General features: G+C 44.7%; 17 protein-coding genes and 4 tRNA genes. 18 read left to right on the top strand and 3 right to left on the bottom strand.

What is annotated here, in order from left to right; genetic code table 11:
• Nucleotides 1-20: 20 nt before the first annotated feature.
• The 15 genes from AC5W2J_RS13755 to AC5W2J_RS13685 all read left to right on the top strand — a co-directional run bounded on the left by AC5W2J_RS13755 (nt 21) and on the right by AC5W2J_RS13685 (nt 14,778).
• Nucleotides 21-106 (top strand) — tRNA-Tyr (locus AC5W2J_RS13755).
• Between the two features lie 14 nt (nt 107-120).
• Nucleotides 121-196 (top strand) — tRNA-Lys (locus tag AC5W2J_RS13750).
• A 233-nt stretch (nt 197-429) separates the two neighbouring features.
• Nucleotides 430-1,947, top strand: a complete 1,518-nt coding sequence (locus AC5W2J_RS13745; protein ID WP_496060024.1) for a NarK family nitrate/nitrite MFS transporter — start codon at nt 430-432, stop codon at nt 1,945-1,947.
• 133 nt (nt 1,948-2,080) lie between these two features.
• A tRNA-Gly gene (locus AC5W2J_RS13740) sits at nt 2,081-2,154 on the top strand.
• A gap of 17 nt (nt 2,155-2,171) precedes the next feature.
• Nucleotides 2,172-2,247 (top strand) — tRNA-Ala (locus tag AC5W2J_RS13735).
• 240 nt (nt 2,248-2,487) lie between these two features.
• The gene (gene sigW / locus AC5W2J_RS13730) at nt 2,488-3,054 is read left to right on the top strand and encodes an RNA polymerase sigma factor SigW (protein ID WP_496060023.1); all 567 of its coding nucleotides are present in this window, start codon (nt 2,488-2,490) and stop codon (nt 3,052-3,054) included.
• A gap of 16 nt (nt 3,055-3,070) precedes the next feature.
• Complete coding sequence (locus AC5W2J_RS13725) at nt 3,071-3,700, top strand: zf-HC2 domain-containing protein (RefSeq protein ID WP_496060022.1); 630 nt, start codon at nt 3,071-3,073, stop codon at nt 3,698-3,700.
• A gap of 176 nt (nt 3,701-3,876) precedes the next feature.
• Nucleotides 3,877-4,689, top strand: a complete 813-nt coding sequence (cdaA, locus tag AC5W2J_RS13720) for a diadenylate cyclase CdaA (RefSeq protein WP_496060021.1) — start codon at nt 3,877-3,879, stop codon at nt 4,687-4,689.
• Between the two features lie 2 nt (nt 4,690-4,691).
• Nucleotides 4,692-6,248 (top strand): CdaR family protein, encoded by a 1,557-nt coding sequence (locus tag AC5W2J_RS13715; RefSeq protein ID WP_496060020.1) that lies wholly within the window; start codon nt 4,692-4,694, stop codon nt 6,246-6,248.
• Nucleotides 6,241-7,590 (top strand): phosphoglucosamine mutase, encoded by a 1,350-nt coding sequence (gene glmM, locus AC5W2J_RS13710; protein ID WP_496060019.1) that lies wholly within the window; start codon nt 6,241-6,243, stop codon nt 7,588-7,590. Before AC5W2J_RS13715 ends, glmM begins: the two co-directional genes overlap by 8 nt.
• A 140-nt stretch (nt 7,591-7,730) precedes the next feature.
• On the top strand, nt 7,731-8,540 hold the full coding sequence (gene zupT / locus AC5W2J_RS13705; protein ID WP_496060018.1) for a zinc transporter ZupT: 810 nt from the start codon (nt 7,731-7,733) through the stop codon (nt 8,538-8,540).
• 25 nt (nt 8,541-8,565) lie between these two features.
• Nucleotides 8,566-9,378 (top strand): undecaprenyl-diphosphate phosphatase, encoded by an 813-nt coding sequence (locus AC5W2J_RS13700; protein WP_496060017.1) that lies wholly within the window; start codon nt 8,566-8,568, stop codon nt 9,376-9,378.
• A gap of 236 nt (nt 9,379-9,614) precedes the next feature.
• Nucleotides 9,615-11,072 carry an alpha-amylase gene (locus AC5W2J_RS13695; protein WP_496060096.1) on the top strand — a complete coding sequence of 486 codons (1,458 nt, stop codon included), beginning with the start codon at nt 9,615-9,617 and terminating at the stop codon, nt 11,070-11,072.
• A gap of 433 nt (nt 11,073-11,505) precedes the next feature.
• Nucleotides 11,506-13,308: a glutamine--fructose-6-phosphate transaminase (isomerizing) gene (gene glmS, locus AC5W2J_RS13690; RefSeq protein ID WP_496060016.1), complete on the top strand. Its 1,803-nt coding sequence runs from the start codon at nt 11,506-11,508 to the stop codon at nt 13,306-13,308.
• Nucleotides 13,309-13,644: 336 nt separating this feature from the next.
• Nucleotides 13,645-14,778: an NADH-dependent flavin oxidoreductase gene (locus AC5W2J_RS13685; RefSeq protein WP_496060015.1), complete on the top strand. Its 1,134-nt coding sequence runs from the start codon at nt 13,645-13,647 to the stop codon at nt 14,776-14,778.
• A 106-nt stretch (nt 14,779-14,884) separates the two neighbouring features.
• On the opposite strand, the gene AC5W2J_RS13680 is transcribed toward AC5W2J_RS13685, so the two are convergent.
• Complete coding sequence (locus tag AC5W2J_RS13680) at nt 14,885-15,457, bottom strand: YdeI/OmpD-associated family protein (protein WP_496060014.1); 573 nt, start codon at nt 15,455-15,457, stop codon at nt 14,885-14,887.
• Nucleotides 15,458-15,501: 44 nt separating this feature from the next.
• On the opposite strand from AC5W2J_RS13680, the gene AC5W2J_RS13675 reads away from it, so the two are divergent.
• Together AC5W2J_RS13675 and AC5W2J_RS13670 are read left to right on the top strand one after the other, a co-directional pair.
• The gene (locus tag AC5W2J_RS13675; protein WP_496060013.1) at nt 15,502-16,068 is read left to right on the top strand and encodes a DinB family protein; all 567 of its coding nucleotides are present in this window, start codon (nt 15,502-15,504) and stop codon (nt 16,066-16,068) included.
• A 3-nt stretch (nt 16,069-16,071) separates the two neighbouring features.
• Nucleotides 16,072-16,254 carry a hypothetical protein gene (locus AC5W2J_RS13670; protein ID WP_496060012.1) on the top strand — a complete coding sequence of 61 codons (183 nt, stop codon included), beginning with the start codon at nt 16,072-16,074 and terminating at the stop codon, nt 16,252-16,254.
• Nucleotides 16,255-16,397: 143 nt separating this feature from the next.
• On the opposite strand, the gene AC5W2J_RS13665 is transcribed toward AC5W2J_RS13670, so the two are convergent.
• Complete coding sequence (locus tag AC5W2J_RS13665) at nt 16,398-16,949, bottom strand: alpha/beta fold hydrolase (protein ID WP_496060011.1); 552 nt, start codon at nt 16,947-16,949, stop codon at nt 16,398-16,400.
• A 256-nt stretch (nt 16,950-17,205) separates the two neighbouring features.
• Here AC5W2J_RS13665 and ppsA point away from each other — a divergent pair, with 256 nt between their 5' ends.
• On the top strand, nt 17,206-19,821 hold the full coding sequence (ppsA, locus tag AC5W2J_RS13660; RefSeq protein ID WP_496060010.1) for a phosphoenolpyruvate synthase: 2,616 nt from the start codon (nt 17,206-17,208) through the stop codon (nt 19,819-19,821).
• Nucleotides 19,822-19,888: 67 nt separating this feature from the next.
• Here ppsA and katG read toward each other — a convergent pair whose 3' ends face one another.
• A complete protein-coding gene (gene katG, locus AC5W2J_RS13655) occupies nt 19,889-22,084 on the bottom strand; it encodes a catalase/peroxidase HPI (RefSeq protein WP_496060009.1) in 2,196 nt (731 codons plus the stop codon).
• Between the last annotated feature and the right edge of the window lie 274 nt (nt 22,085-22,358).

The following is a 22,358-nucleotide window of genomic DNA, read 5'->3' as shown; positions in this document are numbered from 1 at the left end:
AATGTGGAAAGTTTGTTTTTGGAGGGGTAGCGAAGTTGGCCAAACGCGGCAGACTGTAAATCTGCTCCCTCTGGGTTCGGCGGTTCGAGTCCGTCCCCCTCCACCATTTAAAAATAGAACGAGCCATTAGCTCAGTTGGTAGAGCATCTGACTTTTAATCAGAGGGTCGGAGGTTCGAATCCTCCATGGCTCACCATTTTTCAATCATGACAATAAAGTCATGGTTTTTTTTGTGTTTTAAGAGAAGAAAATAGAATTTAAAATAGAGGATAAAAAGTAAAAAAAAGGAAAATATCTCTAATAATATGCATATAAAATACATAATTTTAAATAGCTCGTTATATTATCTTCCGAAAAGCAAAGCGGGAAAGAAAATTCATGCTACCTTGATGAAAGAATTTACTTTGAATATATGAGGTGGGGCGTAGCATGAGAGTTAAAGACATTTTTAAATTTAAAGATGAACGTATTAAAATTCTGCATTTCTGCTGGTTTGCTTTTTTTGTTTCTTTTTTCGCCTGGTATAATATGGCGCCGCTTGCTACAACTATGATGGATGATATGGGCTGGCTGACTACTCAGCATATAGCAGCACTAGGCATTATTAACGTAGCGCTGACAATTCCGGCCCGAATTGTAATAGGGAGTTTACTGGACCGCTTTGGACCGCGTATCGTTTATTCTTCTTTATTGGTACTTATGTCTTTTCCTACTTTTATATTTGCATTTGGAGACACCTGGATGCAGCTGATGATTTCGAGGTTGCTGCTTGGAAGCATCGGCGCAAGCTTTGTTGTTGGTATCCGGATGGTATCCGAATGGTTTCCGCCTAAGCATGTCGGCTTTGCAGAGGGTATATACGGCGGGTGGGGGAACTTCGGCTCCGCGGCCGCTGCGATGCTTCTTCCTTGGCTCGCGCTGACTCTTTTTGGAGGAGACCAGGGCTGGAGATATGCGGTAGCGTTTACCGGAGTCGTTACGTTTGTATATGGTTTTATCTTCTACTTTAACGTCAAAGATACACCGGACGGGCGGGCAATGATCAAGCCGAAGAAAGCAAGCGCCATGGAAGTAAGCAGCTATAAGGATATGGTCCAACTCATTTTCTGGACGCTTCCCCTCGGCGGAGCATTAGCTCTCAGCGTATGGAGAATTGAACAGCTCGGATTTGTGTCTGAACCGGCGTTGTATACAATATGGTCGCTTATTGTTGTTGTTGTTATTTATCAGGTATACAATATTTTAAAAGTGAATCTGCCCATTTTGAAAAAAGGGGTTCCGGAAGACGATCGTTATAACTTTAAAACGGTAGGGGCGTTGAATAGTACGTATTTTGCGAATTTTGGAGCCGAACTTGCCATTGTAGCGATGCTGCCGATGTTTTTCCAGCTTACCTTCTCGCTTTCTCCTGCCAATGCGGGGCTGATAGCTGCATCGTTTGCGTTTATTAATCTGCTGGCCCGGCCGCTTGGGGGCGTTCTTTCTGATAGAATGGGAAGCCGCCGGAAAATTATGCTGATTTATATGTTTGGTATCTCCTTTGGCCTGATTGGGATGGGAATGATCAATTCCGATTGGCCGCTGTACTTAGCTGTACTGGTGACTATCTTTACTTCCATGTTTGTACAGGGAGCGGAAGGAGCCACGTTTGCGATGGTGCCGATGGTTAAAAAACGCATTACCGGTCAGGTAGCCGGTATGACAGGTGCTTACGGAAATGTCGGAGCTGCTGTGTACTTAACGCTTTATACGTTCGTTACGCCCCAGCAGTTTTTCTTTATACTGGCAGGGGGAGCGTTCGTCAGCTTTGTGATCTGTTATTTCACACTGGAAGAACCACAGAATTCTTTCAGCGAGGATTACTACTACTCTGAAGACGATCTTGCCCTCGCAAGGGAATCAGATGAGAAGATAGCTGAACAAGAAGTAGCCGCCCACAAGCGGTAAAATACAGGACGCCTAAAGCTTCGGCCTCTGCCGGAGCTTTTTTGGTGAATCGGCTTGAAAGCAAAAGCTTTGTTGACGGCAAAAAATATGAATGGTATAGTGGAACATGTCCTAGAAAAAAGGGAATGTTCATGCGGGTGTAGTTTAGTGGTAAAACCTCAGCCTTCCAAGCTGATGATGTGGGTTCGATTCCCATCACCCGCTCCATACATACTATGATAGAAGGGGCCTTAGCTCAGCTGGGAGAGCGCCTGCCTTGCACGCAGGAGGTCAGCGGTTCGATCCCGCTAGGCTCCACCATTTCTATAAAATACAAAGCTGTCGGCTGTAAGCCGGCGGCTTTTTTTGTGCGTCCATTTGTTAAAATAGTCGTCAATATCCGAAACAGAAGAACCGTGGTACAATAAATTGTGCTTAATTGGAATAGAAATCCATTCCTCTTTGAAATCAACGGAAACGAACTATACATATATTTGTTTTGAAACGAAAGGGTTTATTCTGCGTAATTAAGAGACCCGGAAAGGGTGGAGGTCATACGAGATGGATGCGGTTGTCAAACGTCTGATTAAAGCGATAAAAAAAGAAGACGATCAGGATGCTTTTGCAGAGCTTGTGGACCTGTATAAAGATAAGGTGTACCAAATCGCATACCGGATGACCGGAAACGCTTATGAGGCTCAGGACGTTGCGCAGGAAGCATTTCTCCGGGCTTATGCCAATTTGGAAAGCTATGATGAATCCAGAAAGTTTTCCACATGGCTGTTTCGAATCACCACCAATCTCTGCATCGACCGGCTCCGCAAGAGAAAACCGGATTATTCCCTTGATGCGGAAATCCAGGGAACCGAAGGGCTGAGCGGCTATTCCCAGCTGTCTTCAGAAGACCTGCTGCCGGAAGAGCAGGTAGTAGCCTTTGAAATGCAGGAATGGGTGCAGACCGAAATTGCAAAGCTCCCTCCTAAATACCGGTCTGCTATTATTCTTCGATATATTGAAGATTTATCGATAAAAGAAATCGGCGATATTCTCGATCTTCCGGATAATACAGTAAAAACCCATATTCATCGTGGAAGAGAAGCGCTGCGTAAGCGGCTTAGAAATATTTAAGAGGGGAGGGACTGTCATGGCCTGCCAGAAAAAAGAAGAAAAACGAATCGATCAGTATGTAGATGGAGAACTAAATGCCGTCGAACGAAAAGAACTTTTTGCCCATTTTGAGAAATGTCCGGACTGCGCGGCGCACTACCGTGAGTTAAACAGAACCGTCATGTTTGTCCAGAGTACGTCCCATATAGAGGCGCCCATCCGCATGACAGACCAGATCATGCAGAACCTTCCTTCCAGAAAAAAGAAGCCCGGCTGGAAAAAGTGGGGCAGGAAACATCCGGTATTGGCAGCAGCGGCTATTTTTCTGCTGTTAATGTCATCAAGCATGATGTCTATCTGGAATGACCAAAGCGGCGGCCAGATCGCAGTAGCCGGAGGAGAAAATGTAGAAATTGATTATGAAAACGGCAAAGTGATTGTGCCTGCAGGAGAAGTTGTTCACGGGGATCTAATGGTCCGCAATGGTGAAGTAGAAGTGCATGGGGAAATACAGGGGGACCTTACAGTCATCAACGGAGAACCATATTTAGCTTCAGCCGGCCGGGTAGCCGGTGATATTGAAGACGTAGACCAGGCTTTGGAGTGGATGTGGTATTACGTCAAGAAATTCACGACGGAAGCATTTACCTGGAATACAGAAGAATAAAATCACATGTGCTATTTTTTTCATCGACAGTGAAACAAAGAAGGAACAAAGAACGTCTATACACACTTCAGAAAAGAAAAGACCACTGTCGTTTTCAAGAAGAACAATAGAGAACTTGTGCTATAATGAATCTGTTGTTTTCTTTTTTTCGTTAGACAAAAATGGAGGAAAAGCGCATGTTTTTTGGAGAGGATTTTAACCTGTTGCGAACCCTTGGCGCAGTAGTGGACATTGTGCTTGTTGCCTACGTAGTATATAAACTGATTACAGTAATCCGGGGAACAAGGGCAGTTCAGCTCGTTAAAGGGATCTTATTTATTCTTATTATATGGTTTTTAAGCAGTGTATTTGGCCTGAGAACACTGCAGTGGATTATGTCCCAAGCCGTTACATACGGGCTTCTGGCCATTATTATTATCTTTCAGCCGGAGCTTCGAAGAGCGCTTGAGCAGCTCGGAAGGGGCAGGTTATTTGGACGTGCTTTAATGGCTACAGAAGAGAGCTCACGAAAAACGGTGGATGCGATCACGAAATCTGTACGGTATATGTCCAAGCGCCGAATCGGTGCGTTGATATCCATTGAAAAAGGCACGGGCATGAATGATTATGTAGAAACAGGCATTCCAATGAATGCCACGGTTACCTCGGAACTGCTCATTAATATTTTTATTCCGAATGCTCCTTTGCACGATGGAGCGCTGATTATGCGTAACAATGAAATTGCAGCAGCGGCCTGCTATCTGCCGCTGTCCGAAAACCCTTTTATCTCAAAAGAACTGGGAACCAGGCACAGAGCAGCTCTTGGCATCAGTGAAGTGACGGACTGCCTGACAGTCGTAGTTTCTGAGGAAACCGGCAGTGTATCGGTGACCAAAAACGGAGAACTGCACCGTAATCTAGATGAAGAAACGCTTCTCGCCATGCTGGAAAAAGAACTGATTTCCGATGATCGTAACAGCAATGGTTTGTGGCAGTGGGGGAGGTCCTAATTATGATGGATAACATGTTTAGTAATAAATGGTTTGTCCGTTTCATATCCTTGTGCATTGCTATTATGCTGTTTATGATGATCAATATGAGTAATAATGTAAGCAATCAGGCGAGCGTACTGCCTGACCAGGAAGACAGCACGTTTGAACTGGAAGACGTGGAACTTATCGTAGATTATGATGAAGAAAATTATTCTGCTACAGCTACGACACCGGATGATCTGCGCGTTCAGCTTTCCGGCTCCCAGACCTCTCTTACATTGTTCCAGCTCTCCAATACGTCTTACGAAGTGTTTGTAGACGTGGAAGGACTTGGAACTGGGGAACACCAGGTGCCGATTGAAAACAGAAATTTCCCGGCTGACCTTGAAGTCTCTGTCACTCCGGAGTATGCTACGGTAGTGGTCGAAGAACTGGAGAGCGTTTCTTATCCGGTAGAAGTAGAGCTGACCAACGAAGATGAAACAGAAGAAACGTACCAGGCGGATGATTTCACAGTCACCCCCGGCAATGTTACTATTCAGGCCGGCTCCAGTGTACACGAAAGTATAAATGAAGTTTCCGCATTCGTCGATGTATCTGGAGCGGCCAGTACGATTGAAGGCGAGAAGGAAGTAGTCGCCTATGATGACCAGGGAAATGAGCTTAATGTCCAGATCGAGCCACAGGCTGTAAATGTAACAATGGGAGAAGAAGGCACATCAGCTGAAGTGCCGATTACTTTAACGAGAGAAGGAACACCGCAGGACGGAGTTAGTATTGCAGCCCTCAATCCTTCCCAGGAGGAAGCGTTGGTATCGGCACCACAGGATGTGCTTGATACCCTGGATACGATTGAAGCACCTGTTGATTTATCAGGTATTGGCGAAGGAGGCGGAACGATTGAAGTAGCGCTTCCGCTTCCGGAAGGAGCCAATGCTGTGCAGCCTGAAACGATTGAAGTAGAAGTTGAAACTGGAGAAGGCGGGACAACTTCCTTCTCCAATATTCCTATAAATGTTGAAAATGTTCCAGAAGGACGAACAGTGCAGTGGGAGTCTCCGGCAGGCGGAGCCATGAACGTATCAGTAGAAGGAACGGCTGATTCGCTTGAAGGCCTTAATGCCGGGGATATTTCTTTGAGTGCGGACTGGCAGGAGGGTGGGAGCACTGCTCCCGGTACAGCCAAAACTCTCACACTGCAGGCGTCCGGGCCGGATAATATAGAAGTTACTCCTGCCTCATCCGAGATAACCGTCTCTACTGTAGAGAATGAAGAAGACTCCGGGGGAGCTGCCGAAGAATCGGAAGAGCCGGACGAAGCCCAGACAGACCCTGAAACAGAAGAGGGTGGGGAAAATGCTCCGGAAAGTCCGGAGGAACCTTCGCCTGAGCCTTCCCCAGAGCAGCCTGAAGAAGAAACCCCAGTGGAGGAATCCCCTGCCGAACCCGATACTACAGAAGAGCCGGAAAATGGCCAGAACGATGTAGAAAGCAGTGAAAACGGGGAAGATACCACTGGAAGCGTGCAGACAAATCAAACAGATAATGAAAATGAAGGAGAGATAGATAATGGGTAAATATTTTGGGACGGATGGTGTTAGAGGTGTTGCCAATACGGAGCTTTCTCCTGAACTGGCATTTCGAATCGGCCGAGCCGGCGGGTACGTACTTACGAAAGAAACTGAAAACCCTAAAGTGCTTATTGGAAGAGATACACGCATTTCAGGTGAAATGCTTGAAGGAGCCCTGGTAGCAGGACTTCTTTCCATCGGAGCAGAAGTAATGAGGCTCGGTGTTGTTTCCACGCCGGGAGTTGCTTATTTAACAAAAGCATTAAGTGCCCAGGCCGGTGTAATGATTTCAGCTTCCCACAATCCGGTGGAAGATAATGGAATTAAATTTTTTGGATCGGACGGCTTTAAGCTGACGGATGCCCAGGAAGCAGAGATTGAAGTACTGCTGGATGGAGAGGATACTCTTCCACGGCCGACAGGAAAAAGCCTTGGCATCGTAAATGATTATTTTGAAGGCGGCCAGAAATATATCCATTTTCTCAAGCAGACTATCAACGAAGACTTTGCCGGCCTGCATGTAGCGCTTGACTGCGCACACGGAGCTGCCTCGGCACTTGCACCGCATCTGTTTGCAGATCTGGAAGCAGACATTTCTACGATGGGAAACAATCCGGACGGTTTGAATATTAATGACAATGTAGGATCGACCCACCCTGAAGGCCTTGCTGCTTTCGTGAAAGAAAAAGGAGCAGACATCGGACTTGCGTTTGATGGAGATGCGGACCGCTTGATCGCCGTTGATGAAAAAGGAACGCTTGTAGACGGTGACCAGATTATGTATATCTGCGCCAAGCACCTAAAGCAGGAAAACAGACTCACCGAGAACACACTGGTTACGACAGTAATGAGTAATCTTGGTTTGTATAAAGCATTGGAAAAAATCGGGGTAGAAACGAAAATGACAGCAGTCGGAGACCGCTATGTCATGGAAGAAATGCGCAAAAATGGATTTACGCTCGGAGGCGAGCAGTCCGGTCATTTAATCTTCCTTGATCATATTACGACAGGAGATGGCATGCTTTCTGCGCTTCAGCTTGTTGATATTATGAAATCAACTGGAAAGAAACTGTCCGAGCTTGCTTCTGAAATGGAAATTTTCCCGCAGAAACTCGTAAATGTGAGAGTGCATAATAAACATGAAGTAGCGTCTAATCCGTATGTAAAAGAAGCCATTGATAAAGCAGAAAAAGAAATGGCCGGCAACGGACGTATCCTGGTGCGCCCTTCCGGAACAGAATCGCTTGTACGGGTTATGGCAGAAGCAGAAACCAAGGAATTGTGTAATCGTTACGTAGAAGAAATAGCAAGTATAGTTGAAGAACACATGGGAACCCAAAGAGCATAAAAGCGTCTTTCTGAGCATCTTGGGCCTGGCTGCCTGAGATGCTTTTTTTAGTTTGAATTTCTTTTTGTCTTTCCATTCCTTATCACGGCTCTTGTTGATTGTGGGAAAGCTGTATTTCATTTTTGAAGGAGGAGCCGCACGTGCCGGAAAATGTTCTTTTTGCCTTTGCGTTGACTCTAATGGCAGGCCTGGCTACTGGAATAGGAAGCTTTCTGGCTTTCTTTACTTCTACGACTAATACTAAATTTCTTTCCGTATCGCTTGGGTTTTCGGCGGGCGTAATGATTTATATTTCGATGATTGAAATATATGTAAAGGCCCAGGAGTCTCTCGTAAGTGCTCTTGGGAACACGGGCGGCCAGTGGTCGACGGCCGGCGGTTTTTTTGGGGGCATGCTTTTGATTGCAGCCATTGACAGACTGATTCCCAAACAGGGCAATCCCCATGAATTAAAACGTGTGGAAGATATGGCTGTAGTCAACCGTTCCAGGCAGGAGCCGGACTTGTTGAAGATGGGGACATTTACGGCGCTGGCGATTGCCATTCATAATTTTCCGGAAGGGATCGCTACGTTTGCATCGGCTCTCGAAGATCCAACGCTTGGTATAGCGATTGCCGTCGCGATTGCCATTCATAACATTCCGGAAGGAATTGCCGTGTCGGTGCCCATCTATTTCGCTACTGGAAGTAAACGAAAGGCCTTTAAGCTGTCTTTTCTATCCGGCTTGTCCGAGCCGCTTGGGGCGATAATCGCTTTTTTATTTCTAATGCCTTTTTTAAACGATGTCACATTTGGCGTTATGTTTGCTGGAGTGGCAGGTATTATGGTATTTATTTCACTCGATGAGCTACTGCCTGCCGCGAAGCGGTATGATGAAACTCATCTTCCCATTTACGGATTGATTGCTGGAATGGCGGTCATGGCGGTCAGCCTGCTTTTATTTATCTAATAACCTACAAAGGATGTTCAATGACATGCAGGATATATGGACGCTTCTCAAATATTTGTTTCTGGGCCTTTTTCAGGGGATTACAGAACCTATCCCGATTTCTTCAAGCGGACATCTCGTTATTGTTCAGGAATTAATCGGTCTTGGCAATACAGGGCTTGAATTTCTGGTGCTCGTTAACTTTGGCTCGCTGATTGCTGTGCTGATAGTCTATTGGAACGATATTCTCAAACTTGCGACAAATGGTATTAGTTACGTTACGACAAGAAAGGCATCCGCACGCGGAGATTTCGATTTTATTTTGTATCTGGTAATCGCAACAATACCGGCAGGCGTTATCGGCCTGACGCTTGGAGACTTTATAGAAGCAGAGCTTGATAAAGTATGGATCGTGGGAGCTACGTTGATTGTAACTGGGTTTGCACTGTGGATTATCCGTAATCTGCGGGGCAGTAGAAACGATGGGCAGTTGAACTGGAAAGATGCTGTTATCATCGGCCTGGCTCAGGCTGTTGCGTTAATTCCGGGTATCAGCCGCTCCGGGGCAACCATTGTAGCTGCAATGCTGTTAGGTACAAAGCAGGAAACGGCACTTCGTTTTTCCTTTCTGCTTTATATTCCTATCAGCATCGGTACGACTGTGCTATCCTTAGATACGATCTTAGGAGAAAATCTTCCGGATATGTGGGTGAATTACCTGGTGGCTTTCGCAGCCTCCATTATCGCTTCCTACATTTCCTTAAAGTGGTTTATGAACATTATGGCAAAAGGAAACTTGAAGTATTTTGCGATTTATTGCTTTGTTGTTGGTACCCTTGTACTTCTTTTTATCGGGTAATTGATAGAAAATATGCCAGGGAAAATGCCTGTGAGCACATGCTTGCAGGCATTTTTTATCTGGATAAGGTTTCAGTCCGTTGATATTTAGGGTAATCTATAAGAGTAGAATCATTTGTTCTCATAAAACGGCAGCTGAAGCCGAAAACCGGTTTCAGCCCTTTTTATGGAATGGGGTTCTTTTTTTAAGGACCGATAAGCTGTCTAATGGAAAAATTAATCATAGGAGAAGTGAACATGAAGAAAAATCACACAATGATGCAGTTTTTTGAATGGCACTTGGAAGCAGATGGGGCCCATTGGAACAGGCTTAAAGAAATGGCTTCTATGCTCAAGGAAAAAGGAATCGATTCAGTCTGGATTCCGCCGGCAGCTAAATCAGAAACACCCGACGATAATGGATATGGGGTATACGATCTGTACGACCTGGGAGAATTTGACCAAAAAGGGTCAATACCGACAAAATATGGAACAAAAGAAGAGCTTTTGGAAGCTATTGCCTCCTGCCATGAGCAGGATATCAGTGTTTATGCGGATGTCGTGATGAATCATAAAGCAGCAGCGGACGAAAAAGAAACCTTTGAAGTTGTGAAAGTGAATGAAGAAGACCGCCATGAAGATATAGGAGAGCCTTTTGAAATGGAAGGCTGGACGAAGTTTACGTTCCCGGGGCGCGGTGACACCCACTCTGATTTCAAATGGAACTACACTCATTTTAACGGCACAGATTACAACGCCAGTGAAGATGAAGAAGGGATTTTCCGTATTCTAGGTGAAGACAAGACCTGGAACGAAAATGTAGCAGATGAATTCGGAAATTATGATTTTCTTATGTTTGCCAACTACGACTATAACAATCCGGAAGTCAGGGAAGAAATAATTTCCTGGAGTCAATGGCTGACGGATACATTAGGGGTTGATGGTTATCGACTGGATGCCATTAAACATATAAACTATGATTTTGTGAAGGAATTTGCCGAGCAGGCGATGGAGCACGGCGGCGAGGACTTTTATATTGTCGGGGAATTCTGGCTCTCCGATCTTAAAGAATGCCAGGAGTTTCTGGATAACGTTGACTATAAGATTGACTTGTTTGATGTGTCGCTCCACTTTAATCTGCACAATGCCTCCAATGCGGGAGCGGACTATGACCTGCGTGAAATCTTTAATGATACGCTCGTTCAGTCCCACCCAATGCACGCAGTAACATTTGTGGATAATCACGATTCCCAGCCTGAAGAATCACTGGAGTCATGGGTGGAAGAACCGTTTAAACAAAGCGCCTACGCATTAATTCTGTTAAGGGAAGACGGTTATCCTTGTGTGTTTTACGGTGATTATTTCGGCATCAACGGTCCTGCACCGGAAAAAGGAAAAGCAGAAGAAATTGATCCGCTTTTATATGTGCGCAGGCATAAAGCCTACGGCGAACAGGAAGACTATTTTGAAGAAGCTAATCTAATAGGCTGGGTCCGCCGGGGAACCGAAGAAATGGAAGATTCCGGCTGCGCTGTTGTTATCTCCAATGAAGGGGACAACAGTTTAACGATGAATGTCGGAGAAGAGCATGCCGGTGAGGCATGGGTCGATTATACCCGTAACTGCAAAGACGAAATTATTATCGAAGAAGACGGCACTGCTTCCTTTCCTGTTATGGGAGAAAGCGTAAGCGTTTGGGCCACACCTGATAAATAAAACAGAAGAATCCGGAAAAGTTACAGGAGAACTGTAACCCGGATTCTTTTTTTCGCGTCTAATGGTATGGGTTATCTTTACTTTACTTAATAATTCTTTTTAAAAAGATATTGCATTATATGGGAAAAGATAGTAAGATAACCATGATTCTATTTAACGAACAGGGGGATAGAGAAAACCGCATACTACAGCGCCTGAACTGTTCCGTACGGAGAACAATACGAGCAGTTGACGAGGAGGAGGTTCATCGAGCATCGGCGGATGCCTCCCGGTTGTCCGGCACAATCGTCAGCAGCAGGATTAAAACAAGGAGGCAACTCTTTGCACAACGTCCTTCTGCACTAGCCGATCAAACTAATAAAAAGAAAAGAGCGGGGTACAGCTTGCAGCCCCGAGGCACATGCTGTGGCCCGCCTTAGGAGGTCATCATTATATGTGTGGAATAGTAGGATATATAGGAAATGAACAGGCAGCAGATATTCTTTTAAAAGGCTTAAAGAAGCTGGAATACCGCGGGTACGACTCGGCTGGTATCGCTCTGGTAGGAAATGAAGGCGTAGATTTATACAAGGAACAGGGGCGCATCGCCGTTCTGGAAGAATCTGTTGGTACAAAAGCTCCCGGCACTATCGGCATCGGCCATACCCGCTGGGCTACCCACGGACCGCCAAGCCGCTTAAACGCCCACCCGCACCAGAGCACTTCTGAGCGTTTTACCATTGTTCACAATGGCGTTATTGAAAACTATAACGAATTGAAAAAAGAATTTCTAAAGGATGTAAAACTAGTTAGTGATACGGATACAGAAGTTATCGTACAGATCGTCGAGTATTTTGTAAATGAAGGTTTGTCCACCGAAGATGCTTTCCGTCGCACTCTTTCCGTTCTTGAAGGTTCTTACGCCACCGCGTTGATTGATAACAACGATTCCGATGTGATCTATGTCGGCAAAAACAAAAGCCCGCTTCTTATCGGAGTAGGAAATGGCGTAAATGTTATTGCATCTGATGCAATGGCTATGCTTCATGTAACAAAAGAATTCATGGAAATCATGGACGGCGAAATTGTCGTGCTGACACAGAACAATGTGAAAGTGAAAACATTGGAAGGACAGCCGGTCAGCCGTGACACCTTCACAACCGATATCGACGAAAGCGACACGGAAAAAGGCACCTATTCTCACTTCATGCTGAAAGAAATCGACGAGCAGCCTTTTGTTATCCGTAACATTATCCAGAAATACCAGGATGAATCCGGAGAAATTAAGCTTGATGAAAATATCCGTACCGCCATCAATGATACAGACCGTATCTATATCATTGCTGCAGGTACAAGCTATCATGCCGGACTGGTTGGAAAAGAAATGCTGGAAAAAGTAGCAAAAAAACCAGTAGAAGTCCACATCGCCAGCGAATTTCTCTATAATGAGCCATTACTATCCAGCAATCCGCTCTTTATCTTTATTTCACAAAGCGGAGAAACGGCAGATTCCCGCGGCGTTCTTGTAAATGCCAAGAAAAACGGCTACCGTTCGATTACGATTACAAACGTGCCGGGCTCTACGCTTTCCCGTGAGGCGGATTTCACGCTTCATACGTACGCAGGCCCTGAAATCGCAGTAGCTTCTACAAAGGCCTATACAGCCCAAATGGCGGTATTCTCTATTCTTGCCATGGACAGTGCCCATGCCCAGGGAATCCAGACCGACTTCAATGCGATCCAGGAGCTCAGCCTTATTGCGAATGCCATGGAAGTGCTGTGTGACCAAAAGGACGTCATGGAGCAGGTTGCCCGTGATTATCTGCTGGAAACACGCAACTGCTTCTTTATCGGCCGCTCTATGGACTACAGCGTCGTTCAGGAAGGTGCTTTGAAGCTTAAAGAGATCTCTTATATTCAGGCAGAAGGATTTGCCGGAGGAGAGCTTAAGCACGGAACGATTGCCCTGATTGAAGACGGTACTCCGGTTATTGCGGTAACCACACAGAAAGCCACAAACCTTAACATCCGCGGCAATGTGCGCGAAGTAGAAGCACGAGGCGCCAACGCGTGCATCATCAGTACCGAAGACACGAAGCAGGACGGCGACCGTATTGTTCTGCCAACGATTAACGAACTGATGACACCGCTTGTTTCTGTTCTTCCGCTTCAGTTGATCTCCTACTATGCAGCCCTTCACAGAGGCTGCGACGTGGATAAGCCAAGAAACCTTGCGAAAAGTGTAACAGTAGAATAGAAATTTGAATGGAATAAATAATCGGTGACGTTTTATAATAAAAAGTGATTAAAATAACTGCTCGAATAGGTAGTGCACCCCAAACGTTAGAGGAATATCTGACGTTTGGGGTTTTTTCTGACAAAATACAGTGAGGCGTTTAAAGAGCAGGTTGTTTAGGAGTCCCTTTATGGACCTTATGGATACATGCAATTGACTCAGAAATATAGATTAACGGGGATGCACCTGACCTAAGCACTTTGGTTTGACATAGGGAGGATACACCTTTAATTTGTATATATGCAACTTGCACATAACCGGCGAGGATACATGTAAATTATAGGAGGCATTACAGCAATGGATAAGAAGTTTGCACCATTATTTGAAAAAGTAACATTGCCCAATAAAGTAGAATTAAGAAATAGATTTGTCTTAGCACCACTCACTCATGTATCTTCTAACGATGATGGTACCATTTCTGAGGTGGAAATTGATTATGTGGAACAACGTTCTAAAGATGTAGGATTAGCTATTTCTGCGGCCAGCAATGTGACTGATTTAGGAAAAGCATTTCCCGGCCAGCCGTCCGTTGCACATGATTCGGATCTTGATGGTTTAAAACGCTTAGCTGAAGCGATGAAGAAAAATGGAGCAAAAGCTATTGTGCAAATTCATCACGGCGGGGCACAGTCACTGCCGCGTTTAACACCAAACGGAGATGCAGCTGCTCCAAGCCCTATCACCTTGCAAAGCTTCGACGAAAAAGAAGAACATCATGCCCGGGAAATGACGAACAAAGAAATTGAACAAACCATTACAGCATTTGGTGAAGCAACACGTCGGGTAATCGAAGCAGGGTTTGATGGTGTAGAAATTCATGGCGCCAACCATTATCTAATACAGCAATTTGTTTCACCATATTATAATCGTCGTGAGGATGAATGGGGAGAAAATAGATTAAAATTCCCAATCAAAGTGGTAGATGAGGTGGTTCATACGGTTAAAGCTTATGCAGATGAGAAATTCATCGTTGGTTATAGATTTTCACCAGAAGAAGCAGAAACTCCAGGTATAAGTATGGAAATTACAGAAGAATTGGTGAAACATTTAATTGAAAAACCATTGGATTATTTACATGTTTCCCTAATGGATGTTGACGCTGAAACTCGTGAAGGAAAGTATCAAGGCGAAGGAAGAGTAAAACTACTGCATCAATGGATTGATGGCCGTATGCCGTTAGTTGTGATCGGATCCATATTTACCGCCGAACAAGCACTGGAAGCTGTAGAATCAAAAAATGTTGAATTATTAGCTTTAGGCAGGGAAATTCTGCTGGATCATCATTTTATTAATAAAATTCAAAATGGTAAAGAGGACGATATTATTTCGAAATTTGATCCCAATAGTGAAGAGAAACATGATTTACCACCTAACTTATGGAATCAATTCAATGAGGGTTTCTATCCACTGCCAAGAACTGATGGTAAGTAATTCTGTAAAGCAAACGCCAAAAAAAGGTGAGTCCCCTTTGTCTAATCACAGGCAGAGGGGTTTTTTATCTTAAAATACACATGGTAAACTAAAATAAGCTGCGTTTTTAATAATCAATCAGCCGGCCGTTATCATTCCACTGCCCGTACATTTTATTTTCTCTTGTGTTTTCAACGAACTTATCCAATCGTTTATGAAAAAGTTCAGGGTCATTTTTATTACTTTGTATAGTATCAATTCGAATTCTTCGGTACAGTTCAGGAAAATGAAGAAAGTTCTGGTATACCTGCTCATCTTCTTTCAGGCGGGCTTCAATGTCTTGATCAATAATAAAAGATTCCGGCCTCATATCGGGGAGAACTCTTCGTCCTTCTTCTTTCATTAATCCTAGTTTATTCAGTCTTCGTACTCTTTCTTTATTTAACTCCGTCCAATTGCTTTTTTTCTTTCGCGGGGAGAGCCTCTGCACCGTTTCACCGGTATCCGGCATTTTTTTTACGATGCCATCGATCCAGCCAAAACATAATGCTTCCTCCACTACATCCAGATACGGAAGAGCACCTGGTTTTTCCGTCCTGCTTGTGATTACCCAGCAGCACTTTTCTGCAGCTGCATGCTTTTCAAACCAGTCTCTTAATTCCTGCCTTGTCTTGACCCTGATTAAGTTCTCAATTTCCATGTGGACACATCCTTATAGGAAGTTATTCAGGAAAGGAGCTGTATATGAACAATCATAAAATGATAAAAGAAAATATTCAATTTCAATTTAGTATTTCCAGAGAGCTTCTGGACTATCACCTTTCTTCGCTGGAGCAGGAAGAATACATGTGGCGGCCGTCGAAAAGCAGTCTGTATATTAAAGAAGCAGAAGGAGTATGGTATGCAGAACTGCCTGAAACAGAGTCTTATGAGATAGGACCACCAAGTATTGCATGGACCCTGTGGCATATCACTTTTTGGTGGGAAATGGTCTTTAACCATTCTTTTGGAGAAGGGAATTTAACAAAAGAGGATGTAGAAGTTACGGCTGATGCAGAAGAAATAAAAGCTCATTTATATGACCTGGCTGATAGATGGGAAAAAAAGCTTTCCCAGTTAACGGAGGAGGAATGGATGAGCCGCCAGCACAGTTCTTTTCCTTTTAATAACGAAGTGGAATTTCATAAATTGGCGGCGTGGCTGAATTTGGAACTGATGAAAAATGCGTCTGAAATAGGATATGCCAGATTCGATTACGCCACTAGTGCGGAGCTTCCAAATGATAAACACCAAAGCAGTAAAGGGGGCTGACTTATGAAAGATATATGGATTGTGCCATTAGTAGTATTTATTTCAGTAGTTGCTGCTTCCATGATTATGAGCTACGCTGTCCCTGATATAGGAAGGGTTATACGTACCATTATAATTATAGCTGTCGCAGCGCTGTCTGCTTTCGTGACACAGCAGATTTTTAACAGAAAACAAAATGCGGCTTAAATTAAAATAGAGTAGTGTCCTTTAAGAAGAGAAAAGCTCACCAGGTCGTTATATATAAAAGAAGCTCTGTGCTGGAGGTAACCGGTACAGAGCTTTTGCGCTGTATATAAAAGCTGGTTTTTTCATTAGGGCACTATAGTAATTTATATCTTCTGAATATCATCGACAAGAGCGGGCAGCCCATGTTGAAACGTATGGTCATGGCCTTCGAGAATACGGGTTTCTGCATTGGGAAGCTGGGTTTTGAAGTATTCCAGGTGAGAGAATGGTACTATCTCATCATTCTGGCTGTGGTAAAGATGTATCCTGCGGATGGAAGGAAGTCGGGAGGCGAAATCGACAGGAAAATTAAACTCTTCCGCCTGCCACCCTTTTCTCTCTCCCCAGTAAGGGGCGGCAACTAAAAACAATCCAGCGATCACTGGGATCTCCGTTTTTTCGGCAAGGTATTTAACAAGAACGGATCCTCCCAACGAATGGCCGACAAGAATTACCTCGCGATCGAGTCCAGTAAACTCTTTTTCAAGCTGTGCCTTCCAGAAGGAATACCTGGGATCTTCCGGATAGGGCATTTCCGGCGTCAACAGCTGGTATTCTGCCCCGAGTGCTTCTTGTAAATAGGCTGTCAAACCACTGCTCCCCTCGTGAAGCTTCTGGGGTCCTGCACTATGAATGAACAGCACCTGTTTTGTCATTTCCTTCTCCTCCTTTCTGCCGGCAGGAAGGCTGGTGATTATATACTACCCGTTATTGCCATTATGTATGAGCGCTTTATATTTAAAACAAAAAAAGGACAACTGCGATAAGTAATCGGCAACTGTCCTTCTCTACTTTTATTATACCATTGGCAGAGGATTATTATCAGACTGTTAATCATTTATTAAATGCGTATGATTAATAAAACGGAGGCTTTTTTTATAAAGCAGATAACGATAAATGGGAGGGACAGATATGATATCTTATGTGCTGAAGTTCCAGGAAGTTGATAAAACAAGGAAATATGAGGTCGGGGGGAAGGGTGTTAATATAGGCGAACTGGTGAAGATGAAAGACATACAAGTTCCCGACGGATTCTGTGTGACTACAGATGCCTATAGAAAAGCTTTTGATCATAAGAAAAAGCTCGATATATTATTGGATCAGCTTGCTGTTATGAAAATAGAGGATCAGAAACGGATTAGTGAAGTCTGCAGGGATATCCGAAGTATTATGTTGGAAACAGATATTCCTCCTGATGTAATGGAGGCCGTTAGTCATGGTTTTACCCAATTCGGCGAAAAACAGGCGTATGCTGTACGATCCAGCGCAACAGCTGAAGATTTACCCCATGCCTCGTTTGCCGGACAGCAGGAGACGTATTTAAATGTTATCGGCAGAGAGGCAGTTCTATGGCATATCAGCAGGTGCTGGGCATCATTGTTTACGGACCGTGCGGTTATGTACCGAATGCAGAACGGGTTTGATCACAGAAAAGTATTTGTATCTGTTATTATTCAAAAAATGGCATATCCTCAGGCTTCAGGCGTTTTGTTTACTGCAGATCCGATTACATCCAACCGAAGGCAGCTGGCTATTGACGCTGTTTTTGGACTTGGAGACGCCCTTGTAGCCGGTCTGGTGTCTGCCGACCACTATAAGATACAGGACGGGGAAATCACCGAGAAAATGAGAGCGGTTAAAAAAACAGCGGTTTATGGATCCAAAGAGGGTGGCACAGAAATCCGGCAGATCGCTGAAGGGCAGCAAAAAAAATCCGTACTGACAGATGAACAGATAGGCCGGCTGGAACGAATAGGAAGGCAGATCGAAGCACACTTTGGCAGTCCGCAGGATATTGAATGGTGTTTAGAAGGTGATGTCTTTTATATCGTGCAAAGCCGTCCAATTACGACGTTATATCCCATTCCTAAAACGGAAGAGGCGGGCCATCGTGTTTACGTGTCAGTCGGTCATCAACAAATGATGACCGATCCAATAAAGCCACTCGGGTTGTCCTTTTTTCTGTTAACCACGTATGCTCCAATGCATAAAGCAGGGGGACGATTATTTGTGGATGTTTCAAAAAGCCTAAGTACACCGACTTTGAGAAATATGCTGGTAAACACCCTGGGAGAATCCGATCCGCTCATAAAAGACGCGCTGATGACCATAATAGAACGGGGAGGCATTATTCCCTTGCAGTTCGATGATACAAGAGCAAAGAATGCCGACACTATAAGGAAAAAAGATTCGCTTGAGAAAGACGCTGAGCAGAGTGAACCCGATCCAGCATTTGTTTCCGAATTAATTAAAAACAGCGAGGCATCAATAGAAAAAGCAAAACAGCACATTCAAACGATTTCAGGGGCGGAGGTGTTTGATTTTATTTTGGAAGATATTCAGCAGTTAAAGAAAAATTTATTTGATCCGCAAAGTCTGGGGGTCATTACGACAGCAATGAATGCATCAGCCTGGATCAATGAATACGTGAACAAATGGCTGGGTGAAAAAAATGCAGCGGATGTTCTTTCTCAATCTGCAGCCTATAATATTACGTCTAAAATGGGCCTGGAGTTATTGGACGCCGCAGATGTAATTCGTCCGTATCCAGAAGTGATTGACTGCCTGGAGCGTGCAAAGGACAATTCTTTTTTAGAGGAACTGTTGCTTTTTGATGGAGGAGAAGAAGCCAAAAATGCTATTGATCAATACCTTAGAAAGTATGGAATGCGGTGTGCCGGAGAGATTGATATTACACGAGCCCGCTGGAGTGAAAACCCCCTTCCTCTTGTGTCCGTACTTCTAAACAATATTAAAAATTTTGAGCCCGGCGCTTCCTTTAGGAAGTTTGAAAAGGGAAAGCAGGAAGCTTTGAAAAAAGAACAGGATATTCTGCGGCGGCTGAAAGAATTACCGGACGGAGAGAAAAAGGCGGCAGAAGCTAAACAAAAAATAGATCTTATCCGCCACTTTATTGGTTACAGGGAATATCCGAAATACGCCATGGTGAATCGGTACTTTCTTTATAAACAGGCGCTTTTGAAAGAAGCAGAGAAGCTTGCACGGGCCGGCGTAATTCAGGAAAAAGAAGATGTTTACTATCTTACTTTTGAAGAATTTCAAGAAGTTGCACGCGTGAAAAAACTAGATCGTTCTATTCTGCATGAACGAAAAGAAGAGTATGGCTTTTTTGAAAAGCTGACGCCTCCACGCGTTATTACTTCCAATGGTGAAATCATTAACGGAAAATACAGACGAGAGGATTTTCCAAGCGGAGCTGTTGTCGGTCTGCCTGTTTCATCCGGCATAATTGAAGGACGGGCCCGTGTTATTTTGACTATGGAAATGGCCAATATGGAAGAAGGGGATATACTAATCACTTCTTATACCGATCCCAGCTGGACCCCGTTGTTTTTACTAGTAAAAGGCCTGGTCACTGAAGTTGGCGGGCTGATGACCCATGGAGCTGTTGTCGCCCGTGAATATGGTCTTCCGGCAGTAGTAGGCGTGGAGAATGCGGTTAGCCTTATAAAGGATGGACAGCGAATACGTGTGAATGGGACAGAAGGGTATATTGAAATATTATAACAAAAGCGTTTCAGCCATAAAAAACCGGGCTTCCTGCAATAACAGGAGAGCCCGGTTCTATTTTTACTTATTTTTTAACATCGTAACGGTCTGCGTCCATGATCTTAACCCAGGCCTTAATAAAGTCTTTAACAAATTTCTCTTCGTTGTCGTCCTGCGCATACACTTCAGAGTGAGCGCGGAGAACGGAATGAGAACCGAAGACAAGGTCTACTCTTGATCCTGTGCGGACAAGTTCACCTGTTTTGCGGTCATATGCTTCGTAGATGCCGTTTTCGGTTTCTGACGGCTTCCAGTCTACACTCATATCCATAAGGTTCACGAAGAAGTCGTTGCTTAGAACGCCGGGACGGTCTGTATAGACGCCGTGCTTCGTGCCTTTGTAGTTTGCGTCAAGAGCGCGCATACCGCCGACTAATACAGTCATTTCATGAGCGGAAAGCCCAAGAAGCTGAGCTTTGTCAACAAGCAGCTCTTCAAAAGAAACAGTATACTCTTTCTTTTGGTAGTTGCGGAAACCATCTGTTTCCGGCTCAAGCGCTTCAAAGTTTTCTACATCTGTCTGCTCCTGCGTCGCGTCGCCGCGGCCCGGAGTAAATGGTACTTTCACGTCAAAGCCTGCTTCTTTCGCAGACTTTTCAATAGCCGCGCTTCCGCCGAGAACAATCAGGTCAGCAATGCTGACGTTCTTGTCGAGCCCTTTTTGAATCTCTTCCAATTTGCTGAGCACTTTGGAAAGTTCTTCCGGCTCATTTACTTCCCAGTCTTTCTGTGGAGAAAGACGAATACGTGCACCATTTGCGCCGCCGCGCTTGTCGGAATGGCGGAATGTGCTTGCAGAAGCCCATGCTGTTTTAACAAGCTGGCTTACAGAAAGGCCGGAATCAAGCAGCTTTCCTTTAAGCTCTTCAATTTCTGTTTCGTTGAGTTCGTAATCTACTTCAGGTACAGGATCCTGCCAGATAAATACTTCTTCCGGTACTTCCGGTCCGAGGTATCTGTCGCGTGGACCCATATCACGGTGAAGAAGCTTAAACCAGGCACGGGCGAATGCGTCAGCAAACTCGTCTGGATTCGCATAGAAGCGGCGGCAGATCTTTTCGTATTCCGGATCTACACGCATAGCCATATCAGCTGTTGTCATCATTGTTTTTACTTTCTTGGAAGAATCACCAGCGTCTGGCGCAAGGTGGTCTTCATCAGGAGAAACAGGTTCCCACTGGTACGCGCCAGCCGGGCTCTTTGTCAGTTCCCACTCATAGCCGAACAGCATATCAAAATAGCTTAGGTCCCATGTCGTTGGAGTAGGTGTCCAAGCGCCTTCAATCCCACTTGTGATCGTGTAAGGACCGTTTCCGCTTTCGTAGGTGCTCTTCCAGCCAAGGCCCTGATTCTCAAGCTGAGAGCCTTCTGGATCCTCACTCACGTGAGATGGGTCACCTGCCCCGTGGGCTTTACCAAACGTATGGCCGCCGGCAGTAAGAGCTGCTGTTTCTTCGTCATTCATTCCCATTCTCTTAAACGTTTCACGGATATCGCGGGCACTGCCTGCAGGATCCGGCTTGCCGTTTGGACCTTCAGGGTTTACGTAAACTAAGCCCATTTGAACAGCGGCTAAAGGATTTTCAAGTTCGCGCTCACCGGAATAACGCTCATCGCCGAGCCAGTCTTTCTCTGGTCCCCAGTTTACGTCTTCTTCCGGGCTCCAGATATCAGGACGTCCGGCACCAAATCCAATGGTTTTTCCTCCCATGGATTCGATCGCTACATTTCCGGCAAGAACAAGAAGGTCAGCCCAGGAAATTTTGTTTCCGTATTTTTGCTTGATTGGCCATAAAAGGCGGCGTGCTTTATCAAGGTTTCCGTTATCAGGCCAGCTGTTTAAAGGAGCAAAACGCTGTGAGCCGCTTCCGCCGCCGCCGCGTCCGTCAGCTGTACGATATGTTCCGGCCGAGTGCCATGACATACGGATGAAAAATGGACCATAGTGTCCGTAATCTGCAGGCCACCAGTCCTGGTTGTCTGTCATTAGATCAAGAAGGTCCTTCTTCATCGCATCATAGTCCAGCTTTTTGAACTCTTCTGTATAGTCGAAGTCTTCTCCGAGTGGATTGGTCTTCGTATCGTGCTGGTGAAGAACGTTCAGGTCGAGAAGACCTGGCCACCAATCTTTATTTGTTGTTCCTTTTGTTCCGCTTACTGGTTTGCTTGGGGCGCCCTCGCCCGTGAATGGACACTGGCCGCCGGTTCCGTTATCTGACATATTCGTACATTCCCCTTTCTATTTTAAAAAATAAAACAGCAAAGATATCCAGCCTTTGGTAATGCATACTGAAATGCTAAGAGGCTGTATTAATTCTTACATTGTAATTATAATAAATTATAACGCAAATAAAAAGTAAAAAGAAGGATTTTCGGAAAATTACATGGAAAGTCCGGAAAAAAGCAAAGCTTATTGTACACATGCCCTGCAGATGGATTATTTAAACAAGTCCCCGTAAAATATTCAGCTGATCGTACCCGGACTTTTATGAATC

Source organism: Sinobaca sp. SA16-1 (assembly GCF_059510515.1).
The sequence above is the reverse complement of the archived record's forward strand: the minus strand, read 5'-3'. Positions and strand labels throughout refer to the sequence as shown.

Excerpts from the sequence above, each read along its gene's own strand:
- AC5W2J_RS13745 (WP_496060024.1), top strand. The coding sequence starts at position 430 with ATGAGAGTTAAAGACATTTTTAAATTTAAAGATGAACGTATTAAAATT.
- sigW (WP_496060023.1), top strand. The coding sequence starts at position 2,488 with ATGGATGCGGTTGTCAAACGTCTGATTAAAGCGATAAAAAAAGAAGAC.
- AC5W2J_RS13725 (WP_496060022.1), top strand. The coding sequence starts at position 3,071 with ATGGCCTGCCAGAAAAAAGAAGAAAAACGAATCGATCAGTATGTAGAT.
- cdaA (WP_496060021.1), top strand. The coding sequence starts at position 3,877 with ATGTTTTTTGGAGAGGATTTTAACCTGTTGCGAACCCTTGGCGCAGTA.
- AC5W2J_RS13715 (WP_496060020.1), top strand. The coding sequence starts at position 4,692 with ATGATGGATAACATGTTTAGTAATAAATGGTTTGTCCGTTTCATATCC.
- glmM (WP_496060019.1), top strand. The coding sequence starts at position 6,241 with ATGGGTAAATATTTTGGGACGGATGGTGTTAGAGGTGTTGCCAATACG.
- AC5W2J_RS13700 (WP_496060017.1), top strand. The coding sequence starts at position 8,566 with ATGCAGGATATATGGACGCTTCTCAAATATTTGTTTCTGGGCCTTTTT.
- AC5W2J_RS13695 (WP_496060096.1), top strand. The coding sequence starts at position 9,615 with ATGAAGAAAAATCACACAATGATGCAGTTTTTTGAATGGCACTTGGAA.
- glmS (WP_496060016.1), top strand. The coding sequence starts at position 11,506 with ATGTGTGGAATAGTAGGATATATAGGAAATGAACAGGCAGCAGATATT.
- AC5W2J_RS13685 (WP_496060015.1), top strand. The coding sequence starts at position 13,645 with ATGGATAAGAAGTTTGCACCATTATTTGAAAAAGTAACATTGCCCAAT.
- AC5W2J_RS13680 (WP_496060014.1), bottom strand. The coding sequence starts at position 15,457 with ATGGAAATTGAGAACTTAATCAGGGTCAAGACAAGGCAGGAATTAAGA.
- AC5W2J_RS13675 (WP_496060013.1), top strand. The coding sequence starts at position 15,502 with ATGAACAATCATAAAATGATAAAAGAAAATATTCAATTTCAATTTAGT.
- AC5W2J_RS13670 (WP_496060012.1), top strand. The coding sequence starts at position 16,072 with ATGAAAGATATATGGATTGTGCCATTAGTAGTATTTATTTCAGTAGTT.
- AC5W2J_RS13665 (WP_496060011.1), bottom strand. The coding sequence starts at position 16,949 with ATGACAAAACAGGTGCTGTTCATTCATAGTGCAGGACCCCAGAAGCTT.
- ppsA (WP_496060010.1), top strand. The coding sequence starts at position 17,206 with ATGATATCTTATGTGCTGAAGTTCCAGGAAGTTGATAAAACAAGGAAA.
- katG (WP_496060009.1), bottom strand. The coding sequence starts at position 22,084 with ATGTCAGATAACGGAACCGGCGGCCAGTGTCCATTCACGGGCGAGGGC.